At 55.7% G+C, this 23,318-nt stretch carries 18 protein-coding genes and 1 pseudogene; 4 read left to right on the top strand and 15 right to left on the bottom strand.

The features are described 5' to 3' along the window. Nucleotides 1-21 precede the first annotated feature (21 nt). The 7 genes from AC0L7L_RS08525 to AC0L7L_RS08495 all read right to left on the bottom strand — a co-directional run bounded on the left by AC0L7L_RS08525 (nucleotide 22) and on the right by AC0L7L_RS08495 (nucleotide 7,238). The gene (locus AC0L7L_RS08525; protein ID WP_272211424.1) at nucleotides 22-150 is read right to left on the bottom strand and encodes a hypothetical protein; all 129 of its coding nucleotides are present in this window, start codon (nucleotides 148-150) and stop codon (nucleotides 22-24) included. Then, entirely contained in the window at nucleotides 143-1,270 is a 1,128-nt protein-coding gene (locus AC0L7L_RS08520; RefSeq protein ID WP_272211423.1) for a hypothetical protein, read from the bottom strand. Before AC0L7L_RS08520 ends, AC0L7L_RS08525 begins: the two co-directional genes overlap by 8 nt. Nucleotides 1,271-1,322: 52 nt before the next feature. Beyond that, entirely contained in the window at nucleotides 1,323-1,832 is a 510-nt protein-coding gene (locus AC0L7L_RS08515) for a DUF2169 domain-containing protein (RefSeq protein ID WP_473513368.1), read from the bottom strand. A gap of 74 nt (nucleotides 1,833-1,906) precedes the next feature. Further along, nucleotides 1,907-3,418 (bottom strand): Tle-like phospholipase domain-containing protein, encoded by a 1,512-nt coding sequence (locus AC0L7L_RS08510; RefSeq protein WP_473513366.1) that lies wholly within the window; start codon nucleotides 3,416-3,418, stop codon nucleotides 1,907-1,909. Next, complete coding sequence (locus tag AC0L7L_RS08505; RefSeq protein WP_272211417.1) at nucleotides 3,408-4,526, bottom strand: hypothetical protein; 1,119 nt, start codon at nucleotides 4,524-4,526, stop codon at nucleotides 3,408-3,410. Before AC0L7L_RS08505 ends, AC0L7L_RS08510 begins: the two co-directional genes overlap by 11 nt. Then, nucleotides 4,526-6,595 carry a type VI secretion system Vgr family protein gene (locus AC0L7L_RS08500; protein ID WP_272211416.1) on the bottom strand — a complete coding sequence of 690 codons (2,070 nt, stop codon included), beginning with the start codon at nucleotides 6,593-6,595 and terminating at the stop codon, nucleotides 4,526-4,528. The genes AC0L7L_RS08505 and AC0L7L_RS08500 overlap by 1 nt, the downstream gene beginning before the upstream one ends. A gap of 127 nt (nucleotides 6,596-6,722) precedes the next feature. Further along, entirely contained in the window at nucleotides 6,723-7,238 is a 516-nt protein-coding gene (locus tag AC0L7L_RS08495; RefSeq protein WP_272211415.1) for an Hcp family type VI secretion system effector, read from the bottom strand. 1,426 nt (nucleotides 7,239-8,664) lie between these two features. Here AC0L7L_RS08495 and tnpC point away from each other — a divergent pair. Both tnpC and AC0L7L_RS08485 read left to right on the top strand, forming a co-directional pair. Beyond that, complete coding sequence (tnpC, locus tag AC0L7L_RS08490; RefSeq protein WP_473513363.1) at nucleotides 8,665-10,365, top strand: IS66 family transposase; 1,701 nt, start codon at nucleotides 8,665-8,667, stop codon at nucleotides 10,363-10,365. Nucleotides 10,366-10,491: 126 nt separating this feature from the next. Next, a protein-coding gene (locus AC0L7L_RS08485; RefSeq protein ID WP_272209663.1) for an IS3 family transposase occupies nucleotides 10,492-11,578 on the top strand; the annotation gives its coding sequence in 2 pieces (ribosomal slippage) (nucleotides 10,492-10,748 and nucleotides 10,747-11,578; 1,089 coding nt in all). A 311-nt stretch (nucleotides 11,579-11,889) separates the two neighbouring features. Here AC0L7L_RS08485 and AC0L7L_RS08480 read toward each other — a convergent pair. From AC0L7L_RS08480 to AC0L7L_RS08465, 4 genes and pseudogenes are all read right to left on the bottom strand, one after another. After that, the gene (locus tag AC0L7L_RS08480) at nucleotides 11,890-13,863 is read right to left on the bottom strand and encodes an acyltransferase family protein (RefSeq protein WP_473513361.1); all 1,974 of its coding nucleotides are present in this window, start codon (nucleotides 13,861-13,863) and stop codon (nucleotides 11,890-11,892) included. Nucleotides 13,864-14,212: 349 nt separating this feature from the next. Next, nucleotides 14,213-14,428, bottom strand: a pseudogene (locus AC0L7L_RS08475) (IS3 family transposase); the annotation flags it as partial. Nucleotides 14,429-14,732: 304 nt separating this feature from the next. After that, nucleotides 14,733-16,535, bottom strand: a complete 1,803-nt coding sequence (locus tag AC0L7L_RS08470) for a DEAD/DEAH box helicase (protein WP_473513359.1) — start codon at nucleotides 16,533-16,535, stop codon at nucleotides 14,733-14,735. 175 nt (nucleotides 16,536-16,710) lie between these two features. Then, nucleotides 16,711-17,797 (bottom strand): IS3 family transposase gene (locus AC0L7L_RS08465; RefSeq protein WP_473513291.1). Its coding sequence is split into 2 segments (ribosomal slippage): nucleotides 16,711-17,545 and nucleotides 17,544-17,797, totalling 1,089 coding nucleotides; the frame shifts between segments, so codons are not numbered across the junction. 306 nt (nucleotides 17,798-18,103) lie between these two features. On the opposite strand from AC0L7L_RS08465, the gene AC0L7L_RS08460 reads away from it, so the two are divergent. Further along, nucleotides 18,104-18,940: an IS5 family transposase gene (locus tag AC0L7L_RS08460; RefSeq protein WP_272210312.1), complete on the top strand. Its 837-nt coding sequence runs from the start codon at nucleotides 18,104-18,106 to the stop codon at nucleotides 18,938-18,940. 17 nt (nucleotides 18,941-18,957) lie between these two features. On the opposite strand, the gene AC0L7L_RS08455 is transcribed toward AC0L7L_RS08460, so the two are convergent. The 3 genes from AC0L7L_RS08455 to AC0L7L_RS08445 form a co-directional block, all read right to left on the bottom strand. After that, complete coding sequence (locus tag AC0L7L_RS08455) at nucleotides 18,958-19,119, bottom strand: hypothetical protein (protein WP_272211407.1); 162 nt, start codon at nucleotides 19,117-19,119, stop codon at nucleotides 18,958-18,960. A gap of 120 nt (nucleotides 19,120-19,239) precedes the next feature. Beyond that, entirely contained in the window at nucleotides 19,240-19,656 is a 417-nt protein-coding gene (rnk, locus tag AC0L7L_RS08450) for a nucleoside diphosphate kinase regulator (RefSeq protein ID WP_272211406.1), read from the bottom strand. Between the two features lie 458 nt (nucleotides 19,657-20,114). Continuing rightward, the gene (locus AC0L7L_RS08445; protein WP_473513836.1) at nucleotides 20,115-20,663 is read right to left on the bottom strand and encodes an aspartate/glutamate racemase family protein; all 549 of its coding nucleotides are present in this window, start codon (nucleotides 20,661-20,663) and stop codon (nucleotides 20,115-20,117) included. A 172-nt stretch (nucleotides 20,664-20,835) separates the two neighbouring features. On the opposite strand from AC0L7L_RS08445, the gene AC0L7L_RS08440 reads away from it, so the two are divergent. Next, nucleotides 20,836-21,933, top strand: coding sequence for a CehA/McbA family metallohydrolase (locus AC0L7L_RS08440; protein ID WP_473513357.1), 1,098 nt, complete (start codon nucleotides 20,836-20,838; stop codon nucleotides 21,931-21,933). A 28-nt stretch (nucleotides 21,934-21,961) separates the two neighbouring features. Here the strand turns inward: AC0L7L_RS08440 and pglB are convergent, their stop codons facing one another. Further along, a complete protein-coding gene (gene pglB / locus AC0L7L_RS08435) occupies nucleotides 21,962-23,281 on the bottom strand; it encodes a polygalacturonase PglB (RefSeq protein WP_473513355.1) in 1,320 nt (439 codons plus the stop codon). Between the last annotated feature and the right edge of the window lie 37 nt (nucleotides 23,282-23,318).

The following is a 23,318-nucleotide window of genomic DNA, read 5'->3' as shown; positions in this document are numbered from 1 at the left end:
CGGCAAAGACATGGTTCCATTTCATGGGTAGCTCCCGGCGAAAGCGTCCGCGCGCGTCTTCTCATAAACCCGCGTGATCAACATCGAACTGGCTCTCTCACAGAGCTTGGTGATGGAATCGCCGGAGATGATGCAACTGTCCTTACCCATCCCACTTCTCCGTGCCTTCCTGCTGTTCGGTCAGCGGAAGGGCGTCCGGCGGCGACCAGAGTTGACCGGGCGCGAGGAAGAAGCCACCGATATCGTCAGGCACCTTCATTTCCAGTAGTTCGGCAATCGCACCGGACGGAGCGCGGTTGTTGCCTTTGAGGATCAGGTTCAGAACCTTTTGCAAGCCCCACGTTGACTCCAGATCACTTGGCCCGGTTGAGCCAACATATTGTTTGGCGATGCTTTGGTATTGCTCGATCAGTCCACCGAGTTTGTCGGGTGGAGAATTATCGTAGTAACCCGCTTTGGCGACCCGAAATGCTATCTCAAGCGACCATTGTGACGCATTGGCAATCTGGTCAAAGAAGGCAGGAGTTAAGAATCCGCCAGCCGACGCTGCCATTCTCGCCTGAAACCACGGGTCGGCATTATGTTCCAAAAGGATCAGAGTGGCCTGCAGGTTTTTAATGGCGTCGGCATAGACCAGAAGGCAGAATGTCCCATGATATTGAAATGCATTCGGATCCCCGCCGTTTTCGAGATAAAGCGTCAAAAACTGGTTACCGAACGCGTAATCTGGAAACGGCACGATCCGCCCGTCGTCCTCCATACCAAAGGCCGTCTTCGTCTTCATCGCCTTGAACGCAAACTCATCCTCATTATACCGCACATCTGCCCCATGCCTCACCAGAGCTTGCGCCGCCGGGAAATTGCGCGACAGCAGCGCTTCGCGCAGCAGATTGTCGGTATAACCCTTGTCGATGCCCCACTCCCCTTCGGTCAGCGGGTAGGTCTCGTTGATCTCTTCCCTGCTGAACTTCGCCAGGTCGGCATCGGACGGCGTTCGCCCCATGACGATGGCGGTCAAGAGCGCCTTGATATCCATCGGTGCCTCGGCAAAGGATGTCTGCGCCCGTTTGAGATTCTTCTCCCGCCATTGTTCCACAAACGCTTCCTGGTCCTTTTGTGCCTGTTCGGCCTCGGCCTGTTTCATGCTTTCCTCCACGGTCATGGGCGGTTGTTGCGGTTCAGGTTCTTGCGGTGGTGCACGCAGGAACCAGCCGAAGCCGGCTAGCAGCGCCAATACAAAGATACCGGCAAAGACATGGTTCCATTTCATGGGTAGCTCCCGGCGAAAGCGTCCGCGTGTGTCTTCTCATAAACCCGCGTGATCAGCATGGAACTGACGCGTGCGCAGAGCTTGGTGATGGAATCGCCAGAGATGATGCAGGTATCTTTACCCATCCCATTTCTCCGTGCCTTCCTGCTGTTTGGTAAGCGGTAGGGCATCCGGCGGTGACCAGAGCTGGTCCGGGGCGAGGAAGAAGCCGCCAGCGCTTGCCGCCCTTCGCCGTCTCCGGCTCCATCAATCGTTCGCCGAACACATGGAAGCCATGGCTGCCAATGATCTCCGGCGTTTCGCCGTCCTCCCCCGGCCGGGCGATATCCACCCGCACCGGCCAGCTTTCCAACTGCTTTTCCTCCGGCGTACGGGCGACGGCAGAAAATGTCAGATCGGTTTTCGGCTTGAACGGCGCGATCTCGCTTTCGGCTTTCAGCGACGAGACATTCGCCTCGCCGCAAAACACATCCGAAAGCACCATCTCCGGCTGCGCTTCCGGCAGTACGGCCCGTCTCCCCGCGCGGATTTCGAACGCCGCCCGCACCACCAGCACCCCCATCTCACTTCCGTCCAGATACCAGTGGCGGAAGAACAGGCACGGAAAGGGAGAGAAATTTGGGGGATCATGGCGTGTCACTTTTGCTTCTTTGGAGGAAAAAAGAAGGTGAATCCAACTGTCGGCACGAGATGATACTCGCCTGAGGCCACAAGAACCTGTGCGAAATAATAGAGATCGGCGAGCAATGCATCGACGAGCGGTTCGACAATGTTCTGAATATAGTCGTCACCGGTCAGGTTGGCTTTTGGCGGCGTGTTTCCCTGCAGAATGTCATCCTTGACTTTTTCCTTTTCGGCATCGCCCATATTTGCGAATTCCGGCGTTCTTGCTGAAATCGCCTCTTGGATGGCGTCTGTTTCGCCCTTGGTCAGGGTTTTGCCTTCGGCAAGCTTGCCAACGAAATAGTCGATCAGCTTCTCAGCGAATTGGGACAGGGTCCGGCTGGACAATGCCAGGCCCTCGATGTCGTTGAGAACGGTGTATTGGTGCTGGCTGAGCGTCTGCCTCTCCAGCGGATAAAGCGTCGGCAGGGCCTCCCACATCGGGGCATAGGTCTTGTGTGAAAAGCTCATCTCGCCGGGGCTGATCCCCTGATAGCCATGCGGGTTCGAGACGGCCTGCGGCATTTTGTGGCCGCTCCAGCGCAGAAAATTCGAGACGATCGGCACCAGCGGCGTCGGCGCTTGCAGCGAGTTGAGAATTTCGCCGAACACATAATAGGCCCGCACCGGAATAAGCGCAGCGGTGTTCAGGCTGCCGCCTGCCTGTTTGGCGGTGTATGCAGTGATGCCTGCGGCGTTATAGGTCTTGCAATAGATTTGAAGGTCTGGCTCTGACACCTGCGCCGCAATCGCCGCCGCCGAGGTCAACCCGCCGCCGAGCGAGTGACCGGTGATGATCAACCGGTTATTCCAGTTATTTGCAGCGATACCAGCAATCTTCTCTGCTGCCTTGACTCCGTCGCTGTATTGCTTGGGATAAAAACCGAGCCCTTGGGCAAAGTTTGTCGGCCAGTCGCCATTTTCACCCATGTAAAGCGTTGCTGTAAACTGCAGCTTCACCGTCACCTTGGCGGTGATCAGGTGGTATGCTACCACCGGAATTGTCTTCTCGATGGCCACATCGGTAAACAGGGGCTCGGTCATCAGCCCCTGCTGGTTCATCTCCACCTGCTTCAGCGCTGCATAAGTGTCGTTGTGCGAGAAGGTGCGGTCGAATGTTCCGCTTTTCGTTTCGGTTCCAAAGATGGATTTTTTGATCTCATAGCTCCACGATCCCTTTATATTCAGGGCCAGTTCGGCAAAGTCGCTTGGTTCGGAATCGCTGCCGCGAAACACCAGAACCGGCGGGCAATCGCCGGTCTCGCCTTTCTTTTTTGGTTCGTAAAATCCCCATTCCAGCCCAGATGCTTCCGAATCACCATCTGTTTTTGTCCAGTATTTTTCATTCAGATCCAGAAATGGCTGCATCGGCTTTGGCAGATCAGCCTTTGTCTTGCCGTAGATATCTAGGATCAGCATCGAGGCGTAACGCAGACAGACCTCGATATCGGCATTCCGGTGAACATCCGTGGTATTATTGCCCATCCCAGCGCTCTGTTCCTTCCGGGCCATCGGGCATCTTGTTCAGCGGCAGGGAATCGGGCGGCGACCAGAGCTGACCCGGAGCGAGGATAAAGCCGCCAATATCGTCCGGCACTTTCATCGCCATCAGCTCGGCAATCGCGCCGGTCGGCTCGACATGATTGCCTTTGAGGATAAGTTCCAGGACGCGCTGCAATTGCCATACAGAAAAGAGATTGGAAGGACCTGTGACGCCGATATATTGCGCGGCAATTGTCTGGTACCGCTTCAGCAGCTGATCGAGCTTTGCCGGTGGGGCATTGTCATAATAGCCCTGAAGCGCCACCCGAAACGCCATTTCACAAGACCACGGTCCAGCATTGGCATTCGACACAAAGAAACTCGAATAGAAGTAACCTTTACCATCCGGCACCTCAAACCAGGGATCGGCCTTGTTTGCCAACAGAATCAGCACACCCTGAAGATTGTTCTCTCCATTCGCAGCACTTACCAGATTGTTCATCCCATCGTACTTATACGCATTGGGATCGCCGCTATTTTCCAGATAGAGCGTCAGAAACTGGTTGCCGAACTGGAAATCGGGATAGGGGATATAGCTGATGACATTGGTGAAGTTCGTCTTCATGCCAACGGCGGTAAAGGCCATTTCGCCGCCATTATAGTTGACATCGGCGCCATGGCGCACCAGCGCTTCTGCCGCCTGGTAATTGCGCGACAGCACCGCCTCGCGCAGCAGAGTGTCGGTAAAGCCGTGCTTGTAGCCGTATTCCTCCGGCGTTTCCGGGTAACCCCGGTTGATTTCCTGCTTGCCGAGCACCGCAAGGCGGGCATCCGTCACGGGTTGCCCCATGACAATGTCATGCACCACCGCCTTCACCAGAGGAGGCGCATCGGCAAAGGAGGCCTGCGAGCGCTTCAGGTTCTTTTCCTGCCAGTGATTGAAATAGGCCTCGAAGGCGATCCTGTTACTTTCTGCCACGTCTGCCTCCTGCTGTTTTTCCCATTGCGCATCCTCGTAGGCGATCCGGCGATCGTCTATCTCCTGCGCGGCCACATAGACGATGACGAGCGCCGCCAGCACGCCTGCGGCGATTTTCAGACCGCGCTTCATCAGTTCACCTTCACGACATCCGAAAACATTTTGATGTTCTCGTCGCCGGTCGTGATGATGTTCTTGGCCGAGATCGTAACCGTTCCGTCCTCCGTCATGACGATCCTTGATTGACCACAGTTGAGAATGATCCGGTCGCCGGCATTGATTTCTATCGTGCGTTTCACGGTCACGTTGTAGTCCCTGCCGACCGTTGTGTTCTTGTTGACCCTGACATCCTCGTCATGGTTCGCACCGATCGATTGGTTCTTGTTTTGCTCGACAGCAATCGACAGATTTCCATTGCCCTTCTCGCTCGTTTCGGGCCGACCGAGCGCCTCGGCTGTTGTGCCGATGCCTTGTGTTTCCCGGGAGGCTGAAGACGGTGTAAGAGTGCCGGTATTGCCCGGCCCGACGCGTAGCTCCATATTGCCGTCGATGATCTCGGTCAGGTTATTGCCGACCTCGATGCCCTTGTTGTGGCCGACGGACTGGACCCAGTTGTTGTTGATGCGTTCGGAGTGGTGGTTGTTGGTCTTTTCGTTGCGGTCTTTCTGGGCGTAGACATAGACCTCCTGCCGGTCGTTCTCGTCCTCGAAGCGGAGTTCGTTGTAGCCCTTGCCCTTGTGGGTCTGGGATCGCCAGACGGTTCTGGTCTTGTGTTCGGGGAGCTTGTAGGGCGGCAGGTTGAGGGCGTTGTAGGAGCGTCCGGTGATGATCGGCTGGTCGGGGTCGCCGCCCATGTAACTGACGAGCACTTCCTGTTTGACCCGTGGCAGGATCACCTCGCCGAAAGTGCCGCCCGCCGAACTCGACGTCACCCGCGTCCAGACCGAGGAGTGCTCATTGTCTTTCGAGCGTCTGTCCCACGGATAGGAAAGTTTCACGCGGCCCCAGTCATCGCAGTAGATTTCCTCACCCTCCGGGCCGCTGACGGTTGCGATCTCCGGACCGTCGGCTTTCGGCTTCGGCTGTTTCGGCGGGGCGTAATTGAGGTCCGCCGGCATCGCCAGGAAGCGATTGGCATAGGTGGTGGCGCCCGCTCCGGCTTCTTCCTTCAGCGCCTGCGGCTGTTCGCCCACATGGGTGACGGTGAGAAGATGCCAGAAGACGTTGCAGTCCTCATTCGGATGCTCGGTGAGCCGGACCTTGCGGCCCGGCGTCAGCGCCGGCGCATTGGTGCGGCCTTCGCCGGTGGTGGCCTCGACGCGCACCGCCTCGATCTGTGTTTTGGTAAACGGCTTGCCGGCATTGTCGTATTTGTAGCCGCCCGGATAGTTGTAGAGATCGTAATCGCCTTTGGTGCCGTTATCGGCCTGGCGGTCGGCGCGATGCTCTTGGCTGTACCCCGGATTCGTGAAGAGACGCTCGCGCTGGGTGAAGCTCGTCGCCCGCAGGCGCTCGCGGAAGGTGAAGCTGCGGCAGAAGACGCCCTTCGCCACGCCGCCGGGATTGGCATTGTATTCGAGTTCCGGCATCTCCTTCAGCTTCGGCACGATCATCGGTGTATCGATGAAAGTCACCTGGTTCTGGCCGTTCTCGCCGGATGTGAAGAAGAACCAGATGCCTTCCTCGGCGGCGATGCGCCGGACGAAATCGAGATGGGTCTCGTTGTACTGGACGCAATATTCCCGCGCCACATGGGTGCCTTCGAGCACGAAGCGCATATCCTCGACGCGGCTTTCCTTCAGCACCTCGGCGATGATCTCGGGCACGCTCTTCTGCTGGAAGATGCGGCTGTCGGAGCCATGGGCGAGCCGGCCGAGCGCAGGCATGAGGACGACCGTGTAGAAGGTGCGGTGAAGCCCCTCGTCGCGGCGGGCCATGTCGGCGATGATGCCGGAGAAATGCCGGATGCCGGCATATTTGTGATGGATGGTCAGCGTCGCCGGTGTGTCGAGCAGGGCGTTGATATCGATTTTGGGATCGTCGGAAACGAGTTCGATCACCACCTCGGAAAGTTCGAACAGCTTTTCTTGCGCCGTAAACCCGTGAACAAGAAGTCCGGCATCCTTCAACGCCGGGGCCTCGAAGGTGAAGGCGATGTCCTGATCCTGAAAGAGGACCGGCATGTCGATGATCGCGTTCATGGTGATGTCCCATTGCCGTATGCAGCCTCATCCAAAAAGGGCGCATAATTATGATATTCAATCCATGATTGTGGCATTCCGCGCACCTCCGAAGCTATTCCGCTCCAGAGGTGCCAATGTCTCGTCCTCAGGTGGCCGGCGTGCGCCAGTCATCCGAGCCGGATGTGCCGGATGCCGTGTGCTCCCAGGTGATCTTGCGGTAGGAAAGCTCGACCTTCACCAGCTGGGTGAAATCGGCATTCTTCGGGTCCTGACAATGCGGCAGGGTGCAGTCCATGTCGGTCACCAGCGCATCTTCCAGCGTGGTGGTAAAGAAATGCTCCTGCTTGCCGGCGGAGTTGGTGCGGTACCATTTGACATCGCATTTGGTCAGCATCTCGCCGGTGCAAAGGGCGTTATAGAGCAGCGGCACGGCCTTGTTCAGCGTGCAGGTGAACTTGAACGGCGTGTGCACGCGCTGGCCGGCCGGCTGGCCGGACTGCGGGTCGCGGGGAATGACGACGGTGTGGTCGATGGCCTGGACCATGACCTCGTCCTCATGGCCTTCCTGCCAGACATTGCCGACCGAATCCTCGGTAAAGGCGCCTTGCGTGATCGGGCCCTGCGTTGCGCCCTCGATCGTGATATAAGCGGGTGTGGGCATGGGTTACTCCTGCCTGTTATCGAGACGTCTGCCGGAGTTTTGCCTCGCGCAATGGCCGGACGGAAAACCGGTTTCCACTTTTCCTGTCCATTGCGCCTGTCGCCAAACATGCAAGATCCGGCAGACGTCCTTCGTTTCATCGTTATCATTGCCGCGGCACCATGCCGTCGGCGGGTTCAGGCCCGTCAGCATCAAACCGCGGCGGGCAAGCAATGCATCGCATAAACCGTGCCAGAGACGACCTTTCCGGATGGAAAAATTCTAGGCATCTGATTTTTAAAGTGTATTTTTATCGCCGTGAGCAACAGCGCGCCCATATGAGCGATTATTTATGTAAGTGAACCCAAGAAACTCCGGCCAAAAATGGCCGGGACAAGTGCGGACATAACGGTAAAATTCGCCGTAACCAATTGATGCAAAACAGTGAATCCGCCTCGGCCAAAAATGGCCAAGCTTGGCCATTTTTGGCCAGCACCGTCGAGTACTAAAATATTCATTTCAAATCAGTGGCTTGATACCTGATTTGAGTTGTTTGTGACTTACATAATCCCGAATTCTTCGGTTCAGAGACCCTGAAAAGTCCGCACTATCTCCTGCGATGTTCCGACTTCTCGACCGTCTGATGTTGCCGACGCGGCTTTTCAGCGCGCGTTTGGGATGGTCGGTCTTGCCGCTATCATGGTGCGTCACTCCCCTCCGCTTTCCCGAGGAGAAGCCGGCAGTCAGCGCTGCATGAGAAGAAACCACGGCTGCCGGACGTTTTTTTCTGGCACGGCAGTGCTTCCGCGAGAAATGCGAAAAATGAAACGCGGCTTCACTGGCACATGCGAAAATCAGCAAAGGCCTGCCGTTCTACCAATGCGAAAATCTATCCGTCTGGAACGGAATCCAGCAAGACGAATACGACACTGTCAGCCCGGATCGCCTGTCAATTCGGCCTTTTGCCCGATTGCGGACGGAATATCATATTGGGCGCGTGCTGAAATCGGGAATGCGAAAACCCGGAAAGCAAATGCTAAAATTAAAAATAAAAACGCGTGTATAGAATGCGAAAAGAGAATGTATAATTCCATAATTTTAAATTCTTTTAGATAATAAGAAAAATGAACTGTAAAAATATTAATCGCATATCTTGTCGAGACGAATCACAGGCGATAGAAAGACTGCGAATCAGTCGTCAAACCTCTGCTCTCGTCCATCGGTATTGATGGCGGAGGGTCATGAGAAATACGGGAGTTGAAATGCGCTGACTTGAGCATCAGGGCTGAAAAAGACTGAGGCCCGGAGGATTGCCGTCCTCCAGACCCAAATAAATCGTGTGCCACGATTGGTCTTCTCATCCCACGCATCACGGAAGAAGTCAAGTTACACGCCACCATTGGGTGCGCGTGAACGAATGGACCTTGTCTGAACGCCGCGATCGGACGTGCTCTTTGTCGTGCATGGCGCCATGCTCGATATGATCGAAAACATAAAGCAGGATATTCTGGATGCTGCCATTGCCGACGGGGCTTTGATCGCTCACCGGCTCGACGAGCTTTGGCGCACCGTGATCTCCGACAATGACGATCTGCAGGCCGAAAACCAGAAACTGACGGCGATAATACGTGTGCTCGAGGCTGAGATTAAAAGTCTTGGCGGGCAGATTGCCAAGCTCAACAAGATGAAATTCGGCCCGAGCGCCGATACCAATCCCCAGAAAGGCAAAGATAGAGGCAAGTCCGGCGCGGGTTCCTATGGTCAGCCAGAGACTGGAGAGGGCAAACCTGCCGAAGGCACCGATGGGTTCGCCGGGCAGACCGCGCAGGCCGAAGGAACAACAACCTCGGAGAAAAAGCCGCGAAACCGGTCCGGGCGCGGCGCGCGCGCATGGCCGCCCCATCTCGAGCGGCGTGAATTCTACATGGGTACCAAGGACGGTCTCTGTCCCTGCGGTTGTGGCGGAACGATCCGTGATTATGACATCAAGGAGACGCCGGAGGTAATTCCCGCGAAATACTATATCGCTGTTCGCAAATACCCGAAATATCGTTGCCTTCAGGGGAAGATGGTCGGCACGCCCTTTGAACCGGCGCTGATCAGGGGGACCACCTTCAGCAATGGCTTCCTGGCGCATTCGATCGCCATGCGGTTTGATTGGTATCTCCCCTGGTACAGGCAGGAGCGGCTTTTCGAGGCTTGTGGTATAAATTCTCCGCGTTCCACGCTGATGCGCTGGGCAACGGCGGTGGCACTCGGCGCTCTCCTTCCCATGTGGCAACGGATCGAGCGTGAAGCACGGTCCGAAAGCTGGCGGCTGTTCATGGACGAAAGCCCCCTGAAGGAGCTCGATCCGGGTCGGGGCAGAGCACGCCAGGTTTACCTGTACGCCCTTCATCATGACGATCGCTCTTTCGGCGGCAACCGAACGCCGCTGGTCATCTACTATGTCGGCCCGACGCGATCGATGAAACGCATCCATGAAATTCTTTCAGGCATGACCGCCATCGTACAGACGGATGCCTATTCCGGCTATGGACGGCTCGGAACGCCGGGCACCTGTGTTGCGGGCATCAAGTCACCGAAATGCTGGAGCCATGCGCGGCGCAAGTTCACCGACGAGTTTGATGCCAACAAAACGCCGGATGCTGATGACATCATCCAGATCATCGCCGAACTTTACGCCGTCGAGGGTGACATCAATGGCAAACCGCCCGATCATCGACGATCGGTGAGACGAAAACTGTCACAACCGATACTCGACCGGCTGCGATGCAGGCTCATCGAGCTCGCTGAAATCCATGTCGTCAACAACGGCATGCGCAAGGCCATCCTCTATGTCCTCAGTCATTGGGCAGGCCTGACCATGTTCGTTGATAACGGGCGTATCGATCTCGATACGAACGCTGTCGAACGCCTGTTCAAACCGACGAAGCTGCTCGCAAAGAATGCCCTCTTCGTCGGCAGCGATGAAGGGTTCGAGGCATGGGCAATCCTGTCCTCGATCGTCGAGACCTGCAAGCTGAACAGGGTCAGGGTCGAACCCTATCTGAAGTGGCTATTCGACGAGATCAACCGCAATAGCGGGACTGTCGACTACGAAAAGCTTCTCCCCTGGAATGCGCCGCTGGAGCTGCGTCAGGCATAATCGCCGAAGGGCGAGCGCATGGTCCATCGCGATCGTCTACCGACCCGGGTGATGAGGTAATCCCCCCGAAAAATAATGGGCTTCAAAAGTAGAATTTTCTCGGGTTTTATGACTGAGGAGATTTTGATGAAAAAGACGAGATTTAGCGAAGCACAGATTATTGGCATTCTGCGTCAGGCAGAAGGTGGCGTTCCTGTGCCTGAACTTTGCCGGGAGCACGGGATGAGTTCAGCGAGTTTTTATAAATGGCGGGCCAAATATGGCGGCATGGATGCGTCGATGATCAGCCAGATGAAAGCGCTGGAAGACGAGAACCGCCGTCTGAAAAAGATGTATGCGGAGATGAGCATGCAAACCGAACTGCTGAAAGAGGCTTTGGGAAAAAATGACGCGGCCATCTCTACGCCGGGAGGTGGCCGCGCAAGCCGTGGCGATACGTGGGGTGAGCATAGCACTTGCCTGCCGAACGTTCGGTGTCAGCGAAACTTGCTACCGATACAAAGGCAAACGCAATGATGAGAATGAACAGATCGCCGATCTTCTGACCGGCTTGACGCAGGCAAAGAAGAACTGGGGCTTTGGCCTTTGTTTTCTCTATCTGCGGAACGTACAGGGACGGCGCTGGAATCATAAGCGTGTTTATCGCATCTACCGCGCGCTTGAGCTGAACCTCAGGATCAAGCCACGCCGGCGGCTGAAACGGGAAAAACCGGATACACTCAATGTCCCGACAACGCCGAACGCGGTCTGGTCCATGGACTTTATGGCGGATCGGCTGGCCGATGGCCGGCAGTTTCGGCTTTTGAATGTTCTGGATGACTTTAACCGTGAGGGGCTTGGCATTGAGGTCGATTTCTCTCTACCTGCGGAGCGTGTCATCCGTAGCCTGAACCAGATCATTGAGTGGCGCGGCAAACCGCTGGCAATACGTGTTGACAATGGCCCGGAATATGTCAGTGGAAGGCTTATGGACTGGGCTGAAAATCAGGGCATTGCGCTGAATTACATCCAGCCTGGAAAGCCGCAGCAGAACGCTTATGTCGAACGCTACAACCGGACAGTACGACACGAATGGCTTGACCAATACATCATCGAGAGTATCGAAGAGGCGCAGGCGTTCGCCACACAATGGTTATGGAGCTATAACAACGAGCGACCCAATATGGGCATCGGCGGAATGACACCCGCACAGAAACTGAAAATGGCTGCGTGAATTCTACCAAAAAGCCCCGTTAAAAAGGGGAGGATTACCGCACCACCTCGAATGATTCCAGCCTGTGAACCCGGGACGGTCGGCAGTCGGCCTGGGCAAATAGTGAAAGGACATCGGCACTGGGCGCGGGGACATTCAGTAACAGAGAGGTTCTATCGGCGATGTCGCCCACGGTCACGCTCTTCCGCACCGCCAGTGGGTCGTTTGCTGCCAAGACCGCGAATGGCGGCGTTGCAATCAGCGGTCCAATCTCGAATTCGTCGACCAGACTTTGGACCTGTCGCTGTTGGCAAGTGGATACCTCGAAATACCTATCCAACTGTCCCGAGCGCGGCTTGTAAGCTTTCCTCTAACCTCGGTAAAATCAACTCATTTCCCCAGCCACTTAAATGGTCTTGGTCACTAAAAAGCGGATTTCCAGCATCATCAAAAATATAACAAGACTCGCCCGGGCATAATACATCCAGAACGTCGAATACAATGACGCCCTCCACGCCTTCTTCGATTTTCTCTATTGAGAATTGCGTAGGTCGTAGGCGATCCAATAAGTCTGTACGCGCTACAAAAGTGGGGTTCGAGCAGATAGGGTTGTGGCGATTGTACCAATCAGCACACCTGAATGGAATGTACCGAAATAGGGGTTCAGGTCCTCTAATAATAACACCCACTCCGGCCTTTCTAAGGTCTCTTACCAATGCACTTAGCTGTTCGCGTGCATTCTCTATTAGCTTGATGTTCTCGTCCGAATCCAACTGTGGTTCAGGAAAAGAGGCGCCATCCTGATTGACATACCTCGGAACATTGAGGGCGGAAAACAGAACCACATCACCATTTGTGACAGTTTTAAGAAAAGCGCAGTCATCTGGATTGGGGACAGGCGTGAGCAAAGTGAAAGCACAGTCGTTGTAGGTTACAAACTCCATATTTTCAGCATCGGCGGCCACCATCGCCGCCCCGGAAATTGCGTCGGCATGGCTGTCTCCTACTACAACAAGCTTTCGTCTACCAGTTGTAAGGCCGCCATCATGTTGTGAACCCAGTGTCGGTAGATCTCTCGGCGACCACCCAAACTCTGTGCTGACGACTGATAGACTAGGAATAGAGCGTCGGAAATCTCTGGGAGCTCCTGCCGCAAAGACAACTGCCAAATAACATATGGCTGCAACAGACAGGGGAACGAAAACGACCTTGCGCACTCGATCAATCCGTGAGCCGAAGCGCTGAGTGGGAAGCTCAATCAGATGATAGGAAGCTATTGCCAACGCGAAAGAGAGTAAGAAAGCTAAAACGAGAGGTAATATGCCATCGAAGCCAATTGTCCAGCGAAGAAGCACAACAACTGGCCAGTGCCAAAGATATAGTGAGTAAGATATTCGGCCTACGTAAGTGATCCATGACAACGATAGAAGCCGTGTGAACACCAAATCTGGATTTTTTGTATGGGTTTGTGACCATGCGAATACGGCCGTCGAAAATACCGCAAGAGGTGCAGCTGGAATTGGTGAAGCGAAACTCAGCGGCTGAATAAGCGATATCAAAATGAGTATGAAGGATATGAGGCCTATAACTTTACGGTATCTAGGGCCTATGGCTGCGTCTAGGCGAATTGACTTCGATGCTGAAAAGGCAATGGCGCCAGCTGCCAGCTCCCAGAAGCGAGAAAAAAGCGAGTAGAATGCGGTGGAAGGGCTGGTGAAACTCCACCAAATGGCACATGCAATGGAAACTAAGCTCAGAGCAGTCAAAACCAGATTGAATGTTGATCTGCTTTTTGCATAGCGAAAGATGCCCCAGACCAAAACTGGAAATATCAAATAGAATTGCTCTTCAACGCCGAGCGACCAAGTGTGCAGGAAAGGATTGTATGCTGCGAGTTGATCGAAATAATTTGTGTTCTGCCCTAACATGAGGACGATGTTGGCTACGCCTCCAACTGCGGCAGCTCCAGTAAATAAAATTGATGAACTTAAGTAGGCGGGAGGGATCAGAAGAGCTGTAAGTAGTAGTGTGACTAAAAGCATAACAAGCAGTGCGGGCATTATTCGCCAAACGCGACGCTTGTAAAATTGAGAAATATACCCGTAAAAATCGCCGTCAGCTCTATCGAAAGAAGAAAAAAGAGACTTAGAAACTACAAATCCACTAATGACGAAAAATATATCGACACCAAGTAGGCCTTGACTGATGAAATAGAATTCAAAATGATATAAAATAACAGAAATAACCGCGATAGCTCTGAGGCCATCTATGTAGGCTAGTCTTTGCTTTATGTGTGATTCGTTCATCTTTATAAAAACCAAATTTATTAGAAGTATTAATAGGTGTATTTATGATTAAGAATTTTGTATGGTTATATATCAAGCGATAAAATTAGTGAAGTGGCTCTGGAAAACTGAACAGACGAGGTAGTTAATTTCTGGCTCTTCAATTCGGTATACCCTGATCTCGCAAGATGGACGAAAACAGCTTCAGACATGATGAAACCTACGACCGGCTGAACCATGTCGAGCACCAGAAAGAACGTCTGCTCGAGCAGAACCGGGCGCGCTCCTTAACGTCTCGGCGAAACCGAAGAGTTCGTCGCCGAATACCAGAATGGACCTATCACGGTTTCGTACCGGCCCAATCGCTCGTTTAAGCCACTTTCCGTTCGAAAGCGACGGGGCTTTTCCAGCCCAGTGCAGAGTGGCGTCGCCGTGGATCGTAGAAGCCGTTGATGTATTCGAAGATTACCATTTCAAACTGCCTTCGCGTTGCCCATGGCCGCCACCAGATCAGTTCTGCCTTGATCGTTTTGAAGAATGTCTCGACAGCGGCATTATTACAGCAATTTCCTTTGCCGCTCATGGAAAACAACCTTGCCTTCGTGCCTACCGATTCAAGAGATTTATCAGAATCTGCTGACTTCTTTAAATAGCCATTTATAAGCAAATGCTTGTGCTTGCTCGGGCTCAGCTTTGCCTAGAGATCTAGAAATTGGCCTGTTCAGCCGCGAAATGGAGCTTCGTCCTTTCCGGCTTCCATGAATCTTCTTCTTAATAGGTGCGGCATCTACGAACGCCAGCTTCGCGCGCACCCCAAGCCGGTCGTTCGATCAGCCGCGCGTGGCTGCCGAAAGCAGTCATTCAGGCGGCGCAGGATCGAAACGCTCCGATCATGCAGGGCGCTTCGGTTTGCGGCTCTTGTGTTTCGACGTTTTGCCGCGATCGGTCGACGGGGCCTGGTGTTTGCGGGTCGGCTTGCCGTCCTGCTTGAATTTCGGTTTTGCCTGTCTCGGCTTTTCGCGCATCTTGCCAGCCGGCGCGATGATGATGCCTTTCTCGAGGCTGCCGGGCTGCTTGATCTGTTGCGCATAACTTTCGGCCTTGTCGGCGGAGATTTCGAAACGTGTTTCGGTGTCATCGATCCTGATCGCGCCGACATCGCGTTTTTTCACGCCGCCGGCGTTGCAGATCATCGGCAAAAGGAATTTCGGATCGGCGCGCTGCTTACGCCCGAGCGAGATGGTGAACCATACACCGTCCTTAATGTCCGGGCCTCGCGGCTCGCGAACCGACGCGTGTTTGTCTGCGGACCGGCGGTCCCGAACGGCCCTCTTGTTCTCGAGCGTCTCAGCGGAAACCGGCAACAGTTCCTCGGGGACGGGGTGGGCGGCCAGTTGCTGGCGAAGGAACGCCGCTGCAATGCGCTCAGGCCCCACCCGGTCCAGCAATTCGGTCACGAATGCCGATTCTGCTCCGTCCGGCTCAGCGGCAGAGGCGGCGGCATCGATGATGCGCCGGCGGTAGCGCGCCTCGATATCGGCAATGCCGGGCGCCGCACGAACGGTCGCCGTCAGCTTCGCCAATGTCAGCACGCGCTGAGCAGCACCTCGCCTGTGTTCCGGAACGATAAGTACGCAGACGCCTTTTCGACCGGCGCGACCGGTCCGGCCAGAGCGATGCAGCAGGGTCTCCGGGTTGCTCGGAACGTCAGCATGGACCACAAGGTCGAGGTTTGGAAGGTCGATACCGCGCGCCGCGACATCGGTGGCCACGCAGACACTCGCGCGTCCGTCGCGCATGGATTGCAGCGCATTCGACCGCTCCGATTGCGCCATCTCACCCGAAAGCGAAACCACTTTGAAACCGCGATTTGCCAGCCGCGCCGTGAGATGGCGAACCGCTTCACGTGTGTGGCAGAACACCAGGGCGCTTGAGCTGTCGGAATCGAGCAGCGTATTGATGATGGCGTGTTCGCGCTCATCGCGTCGCACCAGCATCAACTGGTATTCGATGTCGGCATGTTGCTCGGTAGACGCGGTCGTTTCGATGCGCACCGCGTTGTTCTGCACGGTCCTGGCCAGCTCGGCGATGCCGCGCCGCACGGTCGCCGAAAACAGCAGCGTGCGGCGCTCCTGCGGCGCGGCGCCGAGGATGAATTCCAGGTCGTCGCGAAAACCGAGATCCAGCATCTCGTCGGCTTCGTCGAGAACAACGGCGCGAACGGCGCTGAGGTCCAGCGCTCCCCGCATGATGTGATCGCGCAGGCGTCCAGGCGTGCCGACGACGAGATGGGCGCCGCGGCCGAGCGCACGGCGTTCGTTGCGCATGTCCATGCCGCCCACGCAGGTCGCGATCCTGACCTCAGCAGCCGCGAAAAGCCAATCGAGTTCCCTTTCGACCTGAATGGCAAGTTCGCGCGTTGGCGCGATGACCAGACCGAGCGGCGCGGCGGCGGCGTCAAAACGCTCGTCGCTTCCAAGCAATGTCTGCGCGATTGCGATGCCGAAGGCGACCGTCTTTCCCGAGCCCGTCTGCGCCGAAACCAGCAGATCGGCGTCACCGTGATTTTCGTTCGTCATCGCCATTTGAACCGGCGTCAGCGCGCTGTAGCCTTTCGCCGCGAGGGCGGAGCCAAGGGCCGGATGTATGGCGGCGATCGGGGATGTTGCGTTGGAATCGGTATTGGGCGTCATGGTCACCACCTTTGTGACTTGCCGAATATCATCATGTACGCTCTCTGGGTAGAGGTAGTTTGCCGGGATCTCCGCCCCTTGGAAAGCTGAGCTGATGACGACACCCAGCGGAATTAACCGGAGGGCCGAGCCGGGACGGTAATCCTCCCCTTTTAACGGGGCTTTTTGGTAGAATTCACGCAGCCATTTTCAGTTTCTGTGCGGGTGTCATTCCGCCGATGCCCATATTGGGTCGCTCGTTGTTATAGCTCCATAACCATTGTGTGGCGAACGCCTGCGCCTCTTCGATACTCTCGATGATGTATTGGTCAAGCCATTCGTGTCGTACTGTCCGGTTGTAGCGTTCGACATAAGCGTTCTGCTGCGGCTTTCCAGGCTGGATGTAATTCAGCGCAATGCCCTGATTTTCAGCCCAGTCCATAAGCCTTCCACTGACATATTCCGGGCCATTGTCAACACGTATTGCCAGCGGTTTGCCGCGCCACTCAATGATCTGGTTCAGGCTACGGATGACACGCTCCGCAGGTAGAGAGAAATCGACCTCAATGCCAAGCCCCTCACGGTTAAAGTCATCCAGAACATTCAAAAGCCGAAACTGCCGGCCATCGGCCAGCCGATCCGCCATAAAGTCCATGGACCAGACCGCGTTCGGCGTTGTCGGGACATTGAGTGTATCCGGTTTTTCCCGTTTCAGCCGCCGGCGTGGCTTGATCCTGAGGTTCAGCTCAAGCGCGCGGTAGATGCGATAAACACGCTTATGATTCCAGCGCCGTCCCTGTACGTTCCGCAGATAGAGAAAACAAAGGCCAAAGCCCCAGTTCTTCTTTGCCTGCGTCAAGCCGGTCAGAAGATCGGCGATCTGTTCATTCTCATCATTGCGTTTGCCTTTGTATCGGTAGCAAGTTTCGCTGACACCGAACGTTCGGCAGGCAAGTGCTATGCTCACCCCACGTATCGCCACGGCTTGCGCGGCCACCTCCCGGCGTAGAGATGGCCGCGTCATTTTTTTCCAAAGCCTCTTTCAGCAGTTCGGTTTGCATGCTCATCTCCGCATACATCTTTTTCAGACGGCGGTTCTCGTCTTCCAGCGCTTTCATCTGGCTGATCATCGACGCATCCATGCCGCCATATTTGGCCCGCCATTTATAAAAACTCGCTGAACTCATCCCGTGCTCCCGGCAAAGTTCAGGCACAGGAACGCCACCTTCTGCCTGACGCAGAATGCCAATAATCTGTGCTTCGCTAAATCTCGTCTTTTTCATCAAAATCTCCTCAGTCATAAAACCCGAGAAAATTCTACTTTTGAAGCCCATTATTTTTCGGGGGGATTACCGGACGATGCCCAGGCGCCGGTCGGGAAACCAGCTGACAAAGTGTTGAGCAGTTGATCTGAAAGTTAGTCACCCGTCCGCTATCCCGGGCAGTTGCCCGGAAGCCGGCCTGTCCGCCACTGCCCGGAAGCTGCCGTCCCGCTATACCTGCCCCGCTTCAGAGCCCGATTTAAAAGTTGTTGAGTGATATCAGAAGGATGTGATTCAACCACCTCTGCCAAGAACGTGGAGGATCGCATGCCCTGGAATGATATCACCCGCCTGCAGCATAACCGGGATCGCCTTCGCTATCCAACCGATTTGACGGACCGTGAGTGGGCTGTAATTGCTCCACTGATACCGCTGGCCAAGCCCGGCGGGCGGCCACGGAAAACGAATATGAGGGAAGTGGTGAACGCGATCCTTTATATTGCGGGCAGCGGCAGTCAATGGCGGGCTCTGCCGAAGGACTTCCCTCCGGTCTCCACGGTGCGAGGCTATTTCTATGGCTGGCGCGACATCGGCCTTTGGCAGACCATCAATCATCTGCTCGTCTGCGCTACGCGCGAACTGGAGGGGCGCGAGGCCTCGCCCACAGCCGGTGTCATCGACAGCCAGAGTGTCAAGACCACCGAAAGCGGCGGGGTTTCGGGCTACGACGCCGGCAAGAAGATCAAGGGCCGCAAGCGCCACATCATCACCGATACGATCGGGCTGATGCTGTTCGTGCTTGTCCATGCTGCCGATATCCAGGACCGCGACGGTGCGCCCGATGTCCTGAAAGCCATCCGCTACCGTTTCCCCTGGTTGCGCCATGTCTTCGCAGATGGCGGCTATGCCGGGCAGAAGTTGCGAAAAGCGCTGCGCGGATGCGGCCAATGGAACCTTGAGATCATCAAGCGCTCCGACATAGCGAAAGGCTTTGAGGTTCTGCCCCGCCGATGGGTGGTGGAGCGCACCTTCGGCTGGTTCGGACGATGCCGTCGGTTGGCCAAAGATTGGGAAAAGTCCATCGCAAGCGCCACAGCATGGGTCAACATCGCCAGCATCAGGGTGATGACCAGACGCCTCGCACGATATTGTTTCCCATCATGAACTTTTGAATCCGGCTCTCAGACATTGGTCACATCAATGCAGTATCGACTGGCTTTCGAGCATTTTCGCTCGATCAGCCGCAGCAGCATGCGTTCGCTGTCGATATCGCGCACCTTGAGATGCGCGACTTCAGATACGAGCAACCCCGCGCCATAGGCATAGTGGTTCTTTTGTCGCACGAAGGGGCGTCAATTGATTAAGACAGTTGTGTTTCCAGACGGTTCCGCGCGTGAATGGACCGTAGCTCCTCCACGGGCAGTGGGCCGGATCGCTTTTCCAAAGAGGGAGCAACCTGATGATCAATTGGGGGCTTCTTGGGGCTGGCCAACAGCTTCCACTGTCAAGCGGCATGCCCGTTTATCGCGCGTGGTCCAGTCGATTGAGTGCCCGGTCTTTAGGCCGATTAACGCTGTACCGATTGGAGTCAGAACGGAAATTCTGCCCTCGGCGATATCGGCCTTTCCGGGGTAAACTAGCGTAACCTGTCTGTCTTCTCCCAGGTCAGTGGTAAAATGGACAGACGAGCCCATACGCACAACATCAACGGCGATGCGTTTGTCTTCGACGATCCGGGCGCGCTCAAGCTCTGCGAAAAGGAAATCGGCCAAATCGGGAGTCTGATCGGCGAATCGATCCGCAAGAAGTGAAAGCCGCTTGTGATCGGTTTTCGTCAGGACAATTGCAGGTTTTCGTAATTTCTTCTGGTTGGAAGGCACAGTTCATCTCCTTGCTGATATCATCAGCAAAATGAACGCCGCTAGAGAAGGCGTTATTTCTGTTTTCGGGATCCTGTGTCGCTTGAATGGCGCCGTTTCGAACGCCAGATGGCAAACTGCCTATGCCCCTCGACCGGGGCGCGACGCAACCTGGCCGGGGGCTATTTGCCTACGATGAGGCAAACCCGTTGAGAGCGGAGATTGAAGCGCTTGTTGTTCATAGGCACAGATGTGTCCCTGAACCAAGCTTGAGTCAAGCCTGCTTGTTTGCGGGAAGGTGCGTCCAAGTGTCTGATGTTGAATTTGCAGTGGTGCCGTCAGTATCCAGTTTCGCAGCAAAGAGCCGGTTTTATCGTTTCCTTTGGACTGGTACCTCAGGCGATATAACCGCAAAAACGACCTCGGAAGAGGGCGGTTTCGAGCGGTCGTTCTGCATCCACGCAAGACGAGGCTCTTTTTTAAGCCTTTGTCATATATTTCAAATTGAGTATGGAAATCGCAGCGGCCACGCTGGCCTGAACAGGGTCGACGACCGGAAGACCGATCTCGCGCTGCAGAAACGGCCTCTGTCGACCCATGCCGGCGCAGCTAAGGATAATGGCATCGGCTCCATCCTTTTCAGCCAGTAGGCGCCCGGGTTCCATGACCTTTGAGCGCGCAAGCCCTTCATCGCCTGATTCTTCGACGCTGAGTGAGGCAGAGCGGTCGCCCGCCAGGCGCGCAGTCAGGCCGAGTTCTTCAATCCGCCTTGTGTGCCGGGCAATCGAGGCCGGGCCGAGAGAAACGACGCCGAAGCGGCGGCCGAGCTGAAGGGCTGCATAATATCCGGCCTCAGCAATGCCGATCGCCGGGATGTGTCGGCTAAGCGGTTCAGACTTGTCGTCGTGCCTTGATTGAGCGCCTCCTTGGTGACCCCAAGAGATGATTTTCTGGATTGGTCGCGTTGCGCGTTGACAGGACGGAACTTTTGAAACTCCAAAGAAACATTGGGGATCGCGAGGTCGCATGTTCATGCTTGTTCTTGAGCGTGTGATTGCGATCACATAAGGTGTTGAGAACAAATAGTAATATTGGAATACCGATTCCGGGATATGGTTCGGCGCGCGCTCTTGTGCCTGATTGGCATTGAGGGAAGGGCGCTTGTTTGCAGCCCGGGCTGAAGAGGAGGAGAGCCGCTTCGTGTCACAGAACAGTTCAGAGGTTAAAAATGCCAGGCCGGGCGTCTGGCTAAAGGGGGACTGGCATCTTCATTCCCGTCACAGCACTGATTCAACCAACAACCCTGTCGAAAAAATCATCGGTTTTGCAGAGCGGCTTGGGTTCGACTATCTGACCATCACGGATCACGATGTTCATGTCGCCGGCGATGTCGCCGGCCATACCTGGTCGGATCCGGCATATCGCTCCGACAGCCTGCTTCTTTTTTATGGAGCAGAGCTTACCGCTCCGCGCGGTCACGTCAATTTGCTGAGCTGCACGCCATATGATCACCAGCGCATTTTCGATCACCGCAACGATCGGGACTGGGATCTGCAGATGCTGAAGCGGTCGGTCGGGGTCCATTGGTCGGCCAACCATCCGGTGACCAGCAATCACTACGGCTTTTCGTTTGACCTCGCGGATTCCATCGAAGTCTGGAACGGTCCGATGTGGCCCAAAAATGCCGCCAATGTTCGTGTCTGGGACAATATGCTGCTTTCGGGCCGCATGCTCGGTGCGCGTGGAGGGTCGGATGCCCATCACGGTGTTCCTGACAGGCCGGAGCTTGCCACCCGATGGACGCCGGAGTCGACGATGAATTACGTCGGTACGCCGACCACCTGGATTTACGCCCGCAAGCGCTCAAAAACCGCGTTGCTTGAGGCGCTGGTGGCGGGCCGCGCCTGCATTTGTGCCAATCCGTTCAACCCGCGTGTTGAACTCCTTGCCGATGCTGATGGCGACGGCAATGCGGAAATGATGATGGGAGACAACGCGGTGGCGGAAGGAAGACCGGTTTCGTTCGAAATCCGTCTGTCCGAAGGCAGAATGGAGGGGGCTTCCTATTCGGTGAGGATCATCAAGAACCGCGAGATTTTCACGACACTTCCCGTCGACCCCGCAACCGGAACCGCATGGTTCACCGACACCCCTGCCGCCGGTGAACGCAGTTATTATCGTGCGGAACTGGACGGGCCGCAGGCGCCTTATCCGGACGTGCCCGATTCCATGGCGCTTTCCGCTGACAAGGTGGCACTCTCCAATCCACTCTATTTCAACTATGACCCGACATTCTGATTGTTAGCACCTGCTGTTGCGGGGGACTTCAGCTGACAATCACCGGTTCTGTGTTGAATCCCTCCGGCAGCGGTTCCGGCCGCTCGATATCGATGTTCTCAAGGTGAAGTCCTTTGATGTTGTACGCAAAGAGGGCTGGCATGCCGCCGGTGTAGTCGACAAGCCCTATGACCCGGCCATCGGCGCCCTTCCGCCATGCGTTGATCCGTCCTTCTGCTTCGGGTGAGGCCTCGAGGTCCGCGGGCGTGGGGCGCAGATCATAACTGAACGCGGTGCGGTAAGGCCCTGGCCTCTGGCTGAGCGCGACATTGCGTATCACGATGTTCTCGATGCCGCCGATGCGTTCGGCGAAGAGGTTGATGGCCCCCTCCATCGATCCGGATATGTTTTCGACCACGACGCCTCTGATGTTTCCGGCCGCTTTTTTGTCCGGCCGGCGGTCGACAAGATTGATCGTGAGTGCTTCCCCTGAGCCCCAGAAGCCGTGAGGCGTCTCGTGGCAATCGAGCCGGATATCGCAAAACCGGACATTTTCAATCGCGCCGCCGTCGCGCGAGAATATGCCGAGACCGCGATTGGAGGACGACACTTCGCAGTTCTCGAAGGTGATATCGCGAAACATTCCGAAAGACTCGGTCCCGATCTTGAGTGCGCACGACTGAGACCGGACACGACTGCCCGAGATTTCGATCCGCTCGCATTTCCCGACGATTCCACCGTCCGGACGCTGTGAAGTTTTCAGGACGATGCCGTCATCCGCGGTGGAAATATCGCAGCCTGAAACAGTGACATCGCGGCAGCCGTCAATCACGATTCCATCCGTATTCGGCATGCGCAGGTCATTCTCGACACGAATGTTATGGATCGAAAGTCGGCTGCAATTCACCAGGTGAAGCGTCCACATCGGCGATTCGATCACGGTGAAACCAGAGAGCCGGACGTTCTCACAACTGTCCAGAACGAGCAGGCGCGGGCGGCGTGTGGCAGGAATGCGCGTTCCCATCTCGGCATCCTCGCCCAGAGAAAAGTGCGTCCCGCCGCAGATGAAGCGCCCCTTGCCGCTGATCGCGATATTGCTGGCATCCTCGGCTGAAATCATCGCCCGGTCACTCTCTTCTGCAATGACGCGGACAGGCGTGGCGGCATAAGCCTCATAGTCCGGGACGAAATGAAGTTCGGCCCCTTCTTCAAGCCTCAAATCGACATCAGAAACCAGTTTCAGCCCGCCACTCAAATGGGCTCCGGCTTCAAGGATGACGGTTACGGGCGTTTCAGCAGCCGTATCGATGGCGCGCTGGATGCGGCCTGTGGCGTCGCCTCCGGTGGCGGCTATACGGATCTCGCGCAATTCTCACTCCCAAAAAATATTTTCATGATTTCAGGTT

The sequence above is a fragment of the Martelella sp. K41-7 genome, assembly GCF_055808365.1.
This window is presented reverse-complemented; position numbering and strand designations above follow the sequence as displayed.